Origin of the sequence: Nonomuraea sp. NBC_00507 (genome assembly GCF_036013525.1) — a bacterium.
Lineage (GTDB): Bacteria > Actinomycetota > Actinomycetes > Streptosporangiales > Streptosporangiaceae > Nonomuraea.
This window is the reverse complement of record NZ_CP107853.1, coordinates 478474-490593: the sequence shown is the minus strand read 5'-3', so window position 1 is coordinate 490593 and position 12120 is coordinate 478474. Positions and strand designations below refer to the sequence as shown.

Here is a 12120-nt window from a genome sequence, read left to right as displayed (position 1 = left end):
CTACAGACACCCCGATACCCGCACGCAGCTGACGAGGTCGGCGCTCGCCGAAGGGGCCTCCGGCGAGCGCATGCCAGGCCCCGCCGCCCGTTAACGGCGTTCGGTCCATGCATAAAACGCGAATTCGCTTATATACATCGCACTGCCGCAATTGGCAGTCGACGTGCTTCTCGGGCTTGTCCAGGATCCGTATCGAGTATATTCAGCCCAGTATCCCGGGAAACCCGGGAACCATCCCGTACATCTTGCGCCTACGCGATGTTGTCCCGTTCCGGATGTGCACCGGCCGTGCGCGTATACTCCCGATACCTCAACGCTGCAGCCGCTTGGAATAGCAGCTGCTGGAGGCGCTAATGCAATAACTCCAGCCATGGTGACCGCAGCGGCCGATACGCCAGCGAATGTTCTCCGAAGGAGCATGTTACCCCCGTCCTTTCGTTTTCCTTCCCGTCTTGATAGGCAACCATGGGGCCGTCATAATCCCGTCATAACTGCCGACCCCGCCTGTTATCGGGATGGGCGGACAGGCGCTCCGCTAGGCTCTCGGTCGTAGCTGCTGGTTATGGGCCGGGCAACCCTTCACCGGCGGAGCTATGCCATGGCGCGCAAGACCTTCCAACTCCAGACCGAACCCCACGTGGCCGAGATCGGCGACGCCGAGCTGCTGCTGAGACCCGAGGTCATGGGCGATGAGTTCCTCGACATGCTCGAAGAACTCCAGGCCACCTACCGAGACCTGGGCGTAGACCTGGGCAACCTGGCCGCGCTGAATGCCGAGCAGCTCAAACCCGCCGTGGCGGCGGTACGACGGTTCCTGGCCGGGTTCATGCTGCCGGAGTCGGCCGAGCTGTTCGCCGGCATGCGGCTGCCGGATCGGATCCCGGTGGAGCTGCTGGAGTGGGTGATCGAGATCTACGGCGGTGGGAGCCGCCCTACTGGGTCGTCCTCCGGCTCTGCCACTCCATCGCCGCCTCTTGGGAGTCGTGGCTCGGCCAGCTCGCGCTCCAAGGCGTCGACCCGCGCGCGTGGCCGCTGAGGACGATGCTCGCCGCGGCGGAGGCCGCCATGGACCTGGCGGCGAGCGATGACGCCGAGCGGGAGCGTAACCGGGCCCGCCTCTACGCCCCACCCGTGGGTGGGGGCGGTGCTGTGCGTGGCCGCGGCGGCCGTCCCGCAGCTCGCGGTATGGCGATGGCGGACGTGCAGACGTTGATGGCGCAGCTGGCGGCTGAGGACTCGCAGCACGCCCGTGGCCGAAACCCCTCCCGGTAGTCTGGAGATCGCCGCTGGTTCTGGGCCGGGCAACCTACGCACGTCGTGAGGTTGCCTGGTGGCCGACGACATCGTCGGATCAGCGAGAATCCGCATCGAGCTCGACGACGGCGCCGTAGTCGCCGAAGCGCGTGTCCTCGGCCAGCGCATCAAACGCGCCCTTGACCAGGGCACCCGCACCGTCGGCAAAGACGTCGGCGACAGGCTCGTCCGCGATGTCAACGGCCGCCTGCACGACGCCAAGGGCCGTTTCGTCGCCGAAGGGCGAGGGCTGGGCGCAGCCCTCGCCCTTCGGCGTCGGCCGCGGCATCGGCGCCAGCATCGCCAGCGCGCTGACAGGCGCGCTGCGCGGGTTGTCCAAGCTCGTCGCCGGCGCGGCCGCCCTGACGGCCCTGTCCATCACGTTGGCCTCGACCGCGCATGCCGCGCTCGGCTGGCCGCCGCGCTCGCCCCGGCGGCGGGCATTCTCGCCGCGCTGCCTGCTGCGGCGATTGGCACGCTACGGCTGGCCGTGGCCGGCATGTCGGCCGCGTTCGAGGCCGCGCTCGGCGACGACGCCGCCAAATTCGAGGAGTCCCTCAAAGGGCTGGCGCCCGCTGCTCAATCGGTCGCGCGGGAGCTGCGCGCCGCCAAACCCGCCATCGACGGGCTGCGCCAGTCCGTCCAGGGCGCATTCTTCGCCCCGCTGCAGGGCGAGATCACGCGGCTTGTCGCCTCCCTGCGGGGGCCGCTCAACTCCGGCATGTCGGCGGTCGCCTCGCAGTTCGGGCGGCTGGCCGCCGTGGTGAGCGGGTTCGCTCGGTCGGCGGCCGGCGTCCAGCTCGTGAACGGCGTGTTCGCGACGCTGCGCAACACGCTGGCGTCGATCCGGTCCGACACGATCGACAGGCTCCTGCAGGCCATCTCGGGGTTCGCGATCAGCACGCTGCCGGCCTTCGACGGGCTCGGCACGGCCATCGACGGCGTGCTGAACCGCTTCTCGGCGTTCCTGGAGCGGGCCACGGCCGCGGGGGACGGGCTGGCCTGGATCCAGGGCGCTGTCACCGTCTTCCAGCAGCTCGGCTCGATCATCGCCGACGTCGTCGCGATCATCAGCGGCGTCTTCTCCGCGGTCCAGTCCGCCGGTGGCAGCGCGCTCGGCGTCCTGGGTTCCGCGCTGGAAGGCGTCCGCGCCTTCGTCGAGTCGGCGCAGGGCCAGCAGGCGCTGGTGGAGATCTTCCGCGCCCTTGGGGAGGTCGGCTCCCAGCTTGGGCCGATCTTCGCCGCCCTTGCGACGGGCCTGGCGGGGATCGCGCCCGTGGTCGCGGAGCTCGCGGCCATCCTGGGGCCGATCCTGGTCGAGGCGATCGGCGCGCTCGGGCCCGCGATCGCGGCGCTCGGGCCCGGCGTCATCAGCGTGTTCCAGGCGATCGGCCAGGCGATATCGACGATCGCCGACAGCGGCGCCCTGACCTCGTTTGCGACGGCGATCTCCGGCGTGCTAACAGCCATCGCCCCGCTCGGGCCGGTGATCGGCCAGCTCGTCACGTCCGGCCTGCAAATCTTGACGCCTCTGCTGCAACTGCTCGCCCCGATCCTGAACGCGGTGTCGACCGCGCTGGCCGCGGTGATGGCCGCCCTCGCCCCAGTGATCACCGCGCTGGTCGGCCAGTTGACCCCGATCCTCACCCCGATCAGCGCCCTGCTCGGCCAGCTCGCCGCGGTGATCGGCCAAGCCTTCGTCACCGTCCTGCAGACCGCCGGGCCCGCCCTGCCCCAGCTCGTCGGCGCCCTCGGTCAGGTGCTGGTCGCGGTTCTTCCGCTGGTAGAGGCGCTCCTGCCGCTGATCCCGATCATCGCCGACCTGGCCGCGCAGATCGTCGCCGGCCTCGTCCCGGCCATCGTCCCGCTGGTAGAGCTCCTCGCCCAACTCCTAAACGTGATCGTCCCGCCACTCGCTGCGGTGATCGGGTTCCTGGCGCAGGTGATCGGCGGTGTCCTGTCGGTCGCGGTCACCGTCGTGACCGGCGTGATCCGATTCCTGGTCAACATCCTGACCGGCCTGCTCAACTTGATCGTCGGCGGGCTGACCACAGCCTGGCAGACCCTGTCCGGGCTGCTGTCTGGCGCCGTCCGCGGCGCGTTCAACGCCATCGTCTCCGTCGGCCGCACCCTCTACAACAGTGTCCTGCGGCCCGTGGGGCAGTTCCTGGCCGGCGTGTTCAAGTCCGCGTGGAACGGCATCGTCAACGCCGTCAACACGCTGCGCAACGCCTTCTCGTCGCTGTCGGGGCCGATCCAGACCGTGATCGGCTGGCTGCAAAGCCTGCTCGCCAAAGCCCGGGAGGCGCTGTCGTCCATCCGGAACATCCCCGGCATCGGCGGCATCGCCTCCATCGCCGGGTTCGCCGACGGCGGCATCATCACCCACCCCACGATTGCCATGATCGGTGAGGGGCGCCGACCCGAAGTCGTCTTGCCGCTGACGAAGCCCGCGCGGGCGCGAGCGATCGCCGAACAGGTGAACCTTGATCGCATTCTGTACGGCGATGCTGGCCGAGGCAGTCGAAGCGGTGGTGACACCCACATCACCAACCATTGGTCGATCACAGAAGTCGGCGACGGTCAGGCCACTGCCCAACGCATCCTGAACAGGCTGGCGTTCGCGGCGGGAGGGCTATGACCAGCGCTTGGCCCTACAGCGCTGCCAGGGTCTCGTCGCGGATGAGTGGATGGTTATCGACGAGGTCCAGGATGACCGGCAGCACATGGGTGTGGAAGTACTCACGGCCGCGTACCGGCTTCTCGCGAGCGTCACGGAGAGCTCCGAGGATGGTGTACTCCAGTTCGGATGCGGTGTCGCCAGGCAAGCCAGTGTGGAGCCGGAGGACCCGGCCTGAGCGAGCGGTGGCCGCCGATGAGTCGGTGTCGTGGGTGGTGGTCGATGATGAGGATCTCGGGCTGCATGTCGAGGCGGGCGCAACACGAGTGGATCGATCCGACGGCTCCGGCGGCGCCTGAGGTGGTGCCGAAACTCTCGTTCAGATCATGGCCAGATGATCGCTAGGTAGTCCCCGAACATACTGTCAATTGGTCTCCGGCCAGAGTGTCGAAGCCAAAGACATGGACGAGATCGGTGATCAGCATTGATGACTGTTTGTTGCGGTGACACGAGACACTTGCCAGCGCCTCGTGTCACCGCAGGGTCCTAAATCAGCACAGAACGCCCTTGTACCAGGCGTAGTAAATGCCCTCCATATTACGGATTGGCCTCTTGCCGAGAAGGGTATGGCCCGGCCGAACGCACCTGTCGTAGTCGTACGTGTCAGTCCGTTCGACGCGGATGAGGACGTTGACGTTGGAGTTGCAATGGTTGTACCAGGAGGTGAGGTTTTCTTCAACGTAGTAATAGCCGCATGGGTAGTTGTCGCTTGCCCCGGCTGCGCTGCTGGAGGCTCCATCGCCTGCGTACACCGGCGCCGTGGTCAGGGCCAGAGCGGTTAACGTCCCGCCAATCACCTTGAGGATCTTCGTACGCATGGTGCCTCCCTGGAATAGAAAGTGGATGCGTTGGCGCTGAACGCTTTGCCGGCAAAGCCAGAGCAGTGGCCATGTTCGCTTTTCCTTGCTCAGCCGCGTCGCCACTCCTGGATATGAACGTAGGCGGTGAATGCGACAGCGGCTATCCAGATAACGTCGTCCGGAGTGCATGTTTCGGACAGCGCGCTGTACGAGCTCTACGTGATGAACGCCAACGGCACCGAGCAGACCCGCCTCACCAACAACCCCGCGTCCGACAACGACCCGGCGTGGTCTCCCGACGGCACCAAGATCGCCTTCACCAGAGTCCAGGGCGGCAACGCCGAGATCTACGCGATGAACGCCAACGGCACCGACCAGACCAACCTCACCAACAACAACGCGCTCGACATCCGGCCCGACTGGCAGGCCATCGCCGTTACCGCCCCCACGATCAAGAGTCGCGTGCCCCAGACTCACGGCCACGCCCAGAGCCGCAGTCACAGCCAGAGCCGGAGCCACAACCTGAAGCAGAGCCAGAGCCACGGCCAAAATCAGGGCCAAAATCAGGGCCAGAGCCAGAAGATCCATATCAAATGCCAGGATCGCAACGGAGGCCGCTGCCGAGTCCCGGTTGGGTAACCGTCTGGGCGCCCCAGTGCGCCCCAAGCTGACGGCCACCCGTCAGGGCCATGCGCGCGGTCGCGGGCAGGTGGGCGGCCAACCACCTCCCGAGAGCAGAGGACCCCGGCTCCCTCTCAAGCCGCTGTGCCCGAGCGGAACCCCCCAAACCCCGATCAAGTTCGACGAGCCGACTTAAGTCGATTCGCGCCAGCCCTTCACCTGCAGGATTTTGTAGGGGCGGCGGCCACTGGCGATCAAGTTCGGCATATGGTGTCATAACATTCACCAAAGGGACATCGGGGATAAGCGCAAGCGCGAGTACGTGCGGTGAAGGTATTGGCCTCCCCGAAGGAGCCTTTATGGAATCCGCTGATGGCCGTATTATCGTGCTCATCATCGTCGGGATTGCCCTGTTCATCGTTGGGCGACGCTTCCAGTTCATGGTCATGATGTGGCAGGCGTGGAAGGACACGGTGGCGGCTGTTCCGGTTCGGAACGGACTGCTTTCGACGCGGTTAAAACCCTTATCAAGGTCGCTATTGTCGCCGCGATCATCTTCTGGGTTGCGGCGAATATCAACCGTTTTATGTGACTGCAGGACAGGGCCTCTGGTAGTAGGAGTAGGTTGCCCAGTACTCGTCGGGTCCGGTTGGGCTGTCTCGAAGACAGCCGATGCTGGCACGGTTACGCTCAGGTCGTGCCTGAACCGATCGACGGCGATCCCTCAGCAGATCGCGGCTACCTGGACGAATTCGGTGACCTCGAGACGGCTATAGGGCTTATCCGCGCAATGAAGCGGACAAGCGATCCCGTTGCCGAAGGTGACCAAGAGGCTTTCATGCAACTCGTCGCCGGCATGGGCGACCCCCAGCGCATCCGCGACGTTGGGGTGGCGTGCATGAATCTCGTGGACATGCTGCGAGTCCTCCTCGACGACAACCCCTTCGACTTCATCCCGGCCGCCATCCGCAAAATTCGAGCCATGGAAGGCGTCCCGGACGAGGTGCTGCCGGATGTGGCAGGAGGACTCACCGCAGTCTTCCTGAATCAGTCCTGCCGCACGTGGCGTGAAGCCCGCGGACCCATCCCGCAGCGCGAGTTCCTGGCCTGGACATACGCCGCCTGGTTCCTGGCAGACTTCATCGACTTCGCCGCGGAGGAACGTGGCTATGCGCTCAACACCGTCGAGAGGCTCATGGAGCGCGTTCTGACGCAAGACCTCGACGGCCCTGGAGACCCTGAACCCGTATAGGCGCCTTGCCCATCCCAGCCCCGTCGCTCACTCTGGTTGCATGGCGGCCTGGTTGGTGTGCGAGGACCCGTACGGGCTGGTGCGGCTGGACAGCATCGTGTCGGTGACGGCGATCCCGCTCAACGATCGCGACATCCCCATCCGTCGCTGGGAGGAACTTCACCCGGACCTGCGGATCAGGGAGGCCCGCCGGGTCCGCATCATGGTCGCAGGGGAGAACGGTCCCCAGGTGTGCGCGCTGACCTGCCCCGGCCTATCCGTTCGGCACGCGATCAGCCAACTTGTGGCGTTGATCGAGAACCCACCGGGGGTGGACGACAAGCGCCGCCTGTACGTGTACGGGCATCGCCGGTCGTGGGGCGGGAACGCTGAGATTTGGCGGGTTGCTGAGAAGCTTCCGGACCCGGACTATCCGCCGGTCCGGCTGTGATGATCAGCCCTGCCACTCGTAATCACTTGCCGGGCGCACTCCGTGATCGAGTGCGCCGTGAGTGCGCCGGACTCGTGTGATTGGCGCACACGGGTAAGCACTGAGGGGCACTGGTTGGACTCTTGACCTGCAGCTAAGCCTAGATCACCAGGTCGGAGCGGGGCCCGGATCTCCATGGTAAGGAGAAGGTCAACGGTTCGATTCCGTTTGGGGGCTCTCGCTCTGAACAGAAAAGACGCCCGGACCAAGATGACTTGGGGCCCGGGCGTTTCGCATGTGACGATCTTTTCCTCGGTGGCCGGTCAGCCTGCCATCTGATTTTGCGGTTGTGGGGCGTCGACCACGCGGCGTCGCGAGCCGAAAAGGCCGAGTCCGGCGGCGAGGACCGACGTGGCGAGTGCGAGCAGGCCGACGGCGTCGGCCCGGCTCCCGGCGGCGGATGCGAGCGCGAGCACCACGAGCGGGCAGACGAACTGGCCGATGAAGAAGGTGGCCGTCCACAAGCCGGTGCCGCGACCGCGGTCGGCGTACTCGAGCTTGGACATGGCGAGGGTGAGCAGGCTCGGCAGCATGACGCCGCCGCCGAAGCAGTTGATCACGGCGCCGATGATCAGCACGGCGGCGTTGGGGGCGAACCAGATCACCGCGAAGCCGAGGGCGCACACGGCGAAGACGGCGGGCAACCAGACGTCCGGGGTGCGACCCAGCTTGGTGAAGGTGACGGCGCCGGCCACTGTCGCAGCGCTGGCGATGGCGGTTGCCAGGCCGATCATGCCGGGGTCGGTCACGCCGATGTCGTCCAGGAGATAAGACATGTGCACCATGAGGGTGTAGAAGACGACGCTGCCGAAGACGGTCAGCGCACATATCCCAGCCAGCGGTCGCCAGGGGAAGGGGCGCTTGGCCGGCTCCGGCGCGTCGGCGACGCCGGCCGCATCCGTGGCGGACGCGGCGTCGGTGGTCGCATGCTTCCTAGCGATGGTGGCCGGGCGGGGCGTGGGGAGGAAGGCGGCCATGGCGGGGGCGAGCAGCAGGCTCACGGCATAGGCCCAGAACGGCGCGCGCCAGCCGGCCGCTCCCGCCGCGCCCCCCAGCACGAAGAATGCCGTCGCCGAGATCGAGGCGCACATCGTCTGGAGGGCGAGGTAGCGGTCGCGTTGCCGGCCGGTGTAGTAGTCGCCGATCAACGTGGTGCAGCAGGTCATGATGGCGGCCTCGACGACGCCGACGAGGGCGCGGCTGGCGACGATCGCGCCGAGGGAGTCCAGCCACAGCGGTGCGGTGCCGACGAGGGCGTACAGCACGGTGGCGGTGACGAGCAGGCGCTTGCGGCCGAGCCGGTCGACGATGACGCCGGCGAAGGGCGCGAGCAGCGCCAGGAACAGGGCGGGGATCGTCAGAGCCATGGGGACCAACGCCTCGGCGCCGGGCACGGCGGCGAAGTGGTCCTGCATCTGCGGGAGGACCGGGGCGATGAGCACCGCGCCCAGGATGGGCAGGCAGCTGCCGGCCATCAGCAGCGTGATCCGAAGCCGGTGCCCAGCGCCGGACACGAGCTGCTCGGACGGGTCTTCGGCCGTGGGCGGGGAAGGGGACGGGGGCACGGGTGAAGGCATGCGGGAACTCCCACGTGGCATGTCGAGTGGGGACAGGGTGACGCGGCACCGTGTGCGTGGCCGCGCGGAAGGTGAGCCGGCGCCGGAGCGTGCGGCCCGATGTGGCTGTTGGCGCCGCCGCGAGCCGGCATGCCGGACGCCGGTCCTCAGGCGGCTGTGGCGCCGCTGCGAGCCGGCATGCCCGATGCGGCTGTGGCGCCGCCGCTGCGGGCCGGCGTGCCGGATGTCTGTGCCGACCTGGAGTGGGGACGGCTCCGGGCCGGGTTGAGATGACTATGAACCACTGGGCAGGTCCTGCCTAGACCTCGCCCCATCGTGATTCGCGATGCTGATCATCCTTGTCCTGGATGCCGCCGACCCCCACTCCTCTGGCCCCCCTTGCTTGCCGTCAGCTCGGCGCCAACCCGGGCGGCGGTCTCCCGCAGCCAGATGTGGGCCGCGTCGTGGGTGTGGCCCGGGTGCCACCACAGCGCCATCTGCACGGGGACGGCCTCATAAGGAGGCTCCATGACACGTACGGCGGCCACCCCGCTCAACAGCCCGGCCAGCCGCCGTTGTATCAGGGCGATCCGGCGAGTGCCCGCGACCAGGTAGGGCAGAGTCTGGAAGCTGTCGACGGAGACCTGCACGCGGGGTTCGATGCCGAGCATGCTCAGCTGCCGGGCGGCCGGAGCGTCGTAGGTGCGCTGGTAGATGACCCAGGGCAGCTGTGCCATGTCGTCCATGGTCAGCCGGTCGCCGACCGCGTCATTGGTCTCGGCGACCAGGAAGGCCCAGCGGTCGGCGTACAGCTCGACGGTGGGGAAGCCGCTGATGACGCCGTGCGGCAACAGCAGGCCGTCGGCCGTGCTGAGCAGTGTCGCGGTGTCCTCGGTGACATCGGTCGGGAGCCGGCGGAAGTGCAGCCGTACCCCCGGGGCTTCGGCGTGCACGGTGCGGACGAGCTCGGCGCCGAACACGGCGACGGCGTAGTCGGAGGCGAGCAGCGTGAACTCGCGTTCCTCCTTGTCCGGGACGAAGTCGGCCCGGCTGCTGAAGACCCGTTCCAGCAGGTCACAGGCGGTGGCGGTGCGGTCGAGCAGGGCGTGGCCGAGGGCGGTCAGCTCATACTGGCCGCCGACGCGGGACAGCAGCTCGTCGTCGAAGTGGCGGCGCAGGCGGGCCAGAGCCGCGCTCATCGCGGGCTGGCTCAGCCCGATGCGCTGGCCGGCGCGCGTGACGTTGCGCTCCTCCAGCAATGCGCGCAGGGACAGAACGAGGTTGAGGTCGAGACCGGACAGATTCACAACGCCACCGTTCAGGAGACCGCCCCGGGGCAGTGGTATTTACCGCATTGATGAACCACATTCAAAGAATCGATTTCCTTGATTGCGGCCTGGTCAGTCAGATTAGTGCCACCGCAACCCGGAGGAAACACCCGTGAAACCCCCTGACATGCCGATCTTCTCCGCCCCCTTCGGGCTCGGCACCTTTTCCCAGGCCGACGCCGCCGATCCAGGCGCCTTCCCTGGCTTGGTGACACCGGACGGGCACGTGCTCGACCTGCGTGCCGCCCTGGGCGATCCGGCCATGACGGTCCGCACGATGCTGGAGAGATGCGGTGGGCGGCTGTCGTCCCTTCGCCGGTACGCCGAAGCCCGCGACGGCGCCCGGCGGCCGCTGGACGAGCTGCGGGTGCACGCCCCGGTCGAGCCCCGGCAGCTCTTCCAGTCCGGCGCCAACTACCGGCAGCACGTGATCGACCTCGAGCTCGCCCACCGCGGGCCGGACGACCCGCGCAGCGAGGCCGAAGCCCGTGCCGAGATCGCCGCGGTCATGGACCGGCGGGCGGCGGAGGATCTGCCGTACGTCTTCACCGGGTTGCCCTCCGCGATCACCGGCCCGTACGACGACGTGGTCCTGCCGGCCTGGGCCGGGAAGCCCGACTGGGAGCTGGAGCTGGCCGTGTTGATCGGCCGGCCCGCCTACCGGGTGCCGCAGGCACAGGCCCTTGACCACGTCGCCGGCTACACCATCGCCAATGACCTGACCGACCGGTCCACCGTCTTCCGGCGCGATATGCCGGCCATCGGCACCGACTGGCTGCGCTGCAAGAACGCCCCCGGGTTCACACCGCTGGGCCCGTTCATCGTGCCGGCGGAGTTCGTCGCGAACCCCAGTGATCTGCAGGTGACGCTGAAGCTCAACGGTGAGGTGATGCAGGACGAGTCCACCAAGGACATGATCTTCGGCGTGGCGCGGCTGGTGTCGTACATTTCGCAGACCGCCCGGCTCCTGCCCGGCGACCTGGTCCTGACCGGCAGCCCGGCAGGCAACGGCCTGCACTGGGGGCGGCTGCTGCGCGACGGCGACGTCATGGAGGGGACCATCACCGGCCTCGGGGCTCAGCGCACCCGATGCGTCGCGGAGAACGCGTCATGATCGACCGCACCGACCCCGAGGGCGCGATCGCCGAAGCGGCGAAGGCGTACTCCAACTGGGGCCGCTGGGGTGCTGACGACGTCCTCGGCACCCTGAACTTCCTGGACGAGGGCAAACGCCGTGAGGGGGCCGCGCTCGTCCAGCGGGGCGTGAGCTTCTCGCTGGCACAGCGGTTCGACATGAACGGTCCCCAGAAGGGCTGGCGGCGCCGTACCAACCCCGTCCATACCATGCTGGACACGGGCACGGACGCGGCCTTGGGCAACCAGGGCTTCCCGCACGGCATCGGCGGCGCCGACGATGTGATCTCCATGCCGCTGCAGTGCTCCACCCAGTGGGACGGGCTGGGCCACATCTTCGACCACGGCAAGGCCTGGAACGGCCGCCCTGCCGAGCGGGTCGTCACCTCCGACGGCGACCTGGTCACCGGCATCGAGCACATGGCTCCGCACGTCGCAGGGCGGGGCGTGCTCCTCGACGTCGGGCGGGTCTTCGGGACGGCCGGGGAGCTCCCGGACGGCTTCGCCGTCACCGAGGAACATCTGATCGCGACCGCCGAGGCGCACGGGATGACGGTCGGCCGGGGCGACATCGTCGTCGTCCGGACCGGGCAGCTCACCCGGGCCCGCCACGACGGCTGGGGGGACTACGCCGGCGGGCCCGCGCCCGGGCTGTCCTTCACCGCCGCGGGCTGGCTGCATCGCACCGAGATCGCCGCGATCGCCACCGACACCTGGGGCTTCGAGGTGCGGCCCAACGAGTTCGACGTCGCCTTCCAGCCGCTGCACCAAGTCGCCATTCCCAACATGGGCCTGCTGATCGGGGAGATGTGGGACCCCGACGCCCTGGCTGCGGACTGCGCCGCGGACGGCGTCTATGAGTTCTGGCTCACGGCGGCGCCCCTGCCCATCACTGGAGCCGTCGGCTCTCCCGTCAACCCGATCGCCGTCAAGTAAGCCGCGCAAGCAAGCCTGCGCACGCAAGCACTCAAGTGAGCAGTTCAACGA

General features: G+C 67.8%; 14 protein-coding genes. 9 read left to right on the top strand and 5 right to left on the bottom strand.

The window, feature by feature from the left end:
* The first annotated feature begins 598 nt into the window (after positions 1-598).
* A complete protein-coding gene (locus tag OHA25_RS02545) occupies positions 599-1036 on the top strand; it encodes a hypothetical protein (RefSeq protein ID WP_327586016.1) in 438 nt (145 codons plus the stop codon).
* Positions 1037-1041: 5 nt separating this feature from the next.
* Positions 1042-1272, top strand: a complete 231-nt coding sequence (locus tag OHA25_RS02540; protein ID WP_327586015.1) for a hypothetical protein — start codon at positions 1042-1044, stop codon at positions 1270-1272.
* A 79-nt stretch (positions 1273-1351) separates the two neighbouring features.
* Here OHA25_RS02540 and OHA25_RS02535 read toward each other — a convergent pair whose 3' ends face one another.
* Positions 1352-1672, bottom strand: a complete 321-nt coding sequence (locus OHA25_RS02535; protein ID WP_327586014.1) for a hypothetical protein — start codon at positions 1670-1672, stop codon at positions 1352-1354.
* 111 nt (positions 1673-1783) lie between these two features.
* Between OHA25_RS02535 and OHA25_RS02530 the strand changes: the two genes are divergently transcribed.
* Positions 1784-3934, top strand: coding sequence for a phage tail protein (locus tag OHA25_RS02530; RefSeq protein WP_327586013.1), 2151 nt, complete (start codon positions 1784-1786; stop codon positions 3932-3934).
* Between the two features lie 13 nt (positions 3935-3947).
* Here the strand turns inward: OHA25_RS02530 and OHA25_RS02525 are convergent, their stop codons facing one another.
* Together OHA25_RS02525 and OHA25_RS02520 are read right to left on the bottom strand one after the other, a co-directional pair.
* Complete coding sequence (locus OHA25_RS02525; protein WP_327586012.1) at positions 3948-4121, bottom strand: hypothetical protein; 174 nt, start codon at positions 4119-4121, stop codon at positions 3948-3950.
* 343 nt (positions 4122-4464) lie between these two features.
* On the bottom strand, positions 4465-4791 hold the full coding sequence (locus tag OHA25_RS02520) for a DUF6355 family natural product biosynthesis protein (protein WP_327586011.1): 327 nt from the start codon (positions 4789-4791) through the stop codon (positions 4465-4467).
* Between the two features lie 126 nt (positions 4792-4917).
* Between OHA25_RS02520 and OHA25_RS02515 the strand changes: the two genes are divergently transcribed.
* The 4 genes from OHA25_RS02515 (at position 4918) to OHA25_RS02500 (ending at position 7076) form a co-directional block, all read left to right on the top strand.
* Entirely contained in the window at positions 4918-5412 is a 495-nt protein-coding gene (locus OHA25_RS02515) for a TolB family protein (protein ID WP_327586010.1), read from the top strand.
* A gap of 433 nt (positions 5413-5845) precedes the next feature.
* Entirely contained in the window at positions 5846-5986 is a 141-nt protein-coding gene (locus OHA25_RS02510; RefSeq protein WP_327586009.1) for a hypothetical protein, read from the top strand.
* A gap of 105 nt (positions 5987-6091) precedes the next feature.
* Entirely contained in the window at positions 6092-6646 is a 555-nt protein-coding gene (locus tag OHA25_RS02505) for a hypothetical protein (RefSeq protein WP_327586008.1), read from the top strand.
* A gap of 40 nt (positions 6647-6686) precedes the next feature.
* Positions 6687-7076, top strand: a complete 390-nt coding sequence (locus OHA25_RS02500) for a hypothetical protein (protein ID WP_327586007.1) — start codon at positions 6687-6689, stop codon at positions 7074-7076.
* A gap of 302 nt (positions 7077-7378) precedes the next feature.
* Here the strand turns inward: OHA25_RS02500 and OHA25_RS02495 are convergent, their stop codons facing one another.
* Positions 7379-8692, bottom strand: a complete 1314-nt coding sequence (locus OHA25_RS02495) for an MFS transporter (protein WP_327586006.1) — start codon at positions 8690-8692, stop codon at positions 7379-7381.
* Between the two features lie 332 nt (positions 8693-9024).
* A complete protein-coding gene (locus OHA25_RS02490) occupies positions 9025-9978 on the bottom strand; it encodes a LysR family transcriptional regulator (RefSeq protein WP_327586005.1) in 954 nt (317 codons plus the stop codon).
* 133 nt (positions 9979-10111) lie between these two features.
* Between OHA25_RS02490 and OHA25_RS02485 the strand changes: the two genes are divergently transcribed.
* Positions 10112-11113: a fumarylacetoacetate hydrolase family protein gene (locus OHA25_RS02485; protein WP_327586004.1), complete on the top strand. Its 1002-nt coding sequence runs from the start codon at positions 10112-10114 to the stop codon at positions 11111-11113.
* Entirely contained in the window at positions 11110-12069 is a 960-nt protein-coding gene (locus OHA25_RS02480) for a cyclase family protein (RefSeq protein ID WP_327586003.1), read from the top strand. Before OHA25_RS02485 ends, OHA25_RS02480 begins: the two co-directional genes overlap by 4 nt.
* Positions 12070-12120: the final 51 nt, after the last annotated feature.

Excerpts from the sequence above, each read along its gene's own strand:
- OHA25_RS02500 (WP_327586007.1), top strand. The coding sequence starts at position 6,687 with ATGGCGGCCTGGTTGGTGTGCGAGGACCCGTACGGGCTGGTGCGGCTG.
- OHA25_RS02545 (WP_327586016.1), top strand. The coding sequence starts at position 599 with ATGGCGCGCAAGACCTTCCAACTCCAGACCGAACCCCACGTGGCCGAG.
- OHA25_RS02480 (WP_327586003.1), top strand. The coding sequence starts at position 11,110 with ATGATCGACCGCACCGACCCCGAGGGCGCGATCGCCGAAGCGGCGAAG.
- OHA25_RS02495 (WP_327586006.1), bottom strand. The coding sequence starts at position 8,692 with ATGCCTTCACCCGTGCCCCCGTCCCCTTCCCCGCCCACGGCCGAAGAC.
- OHA25_RS02535 (WP_327586014.1), bottom strand. The coding sequence starts at position 1,672 with ATGGACAGGGCCGTCAGGGCGGCCGCGCCGGCGACGAGCTTGGACAAC.
- OHA25_RS02520 (WP_327586011.1), bottom strand. The coding sequence starts at position 4,791 with ATGCGTACGAAGATCCTCAAGGTGATTGGCGGGACGTTAACCGCTCTG.
- OHA25_RS02540 (WP_327586015.1), top strand. The coding sequence starts at position 1,042 with ATGCTCGCCGCGGCGGAGGCCGCCATGGACCTGGCGGCGAGCGATGAC.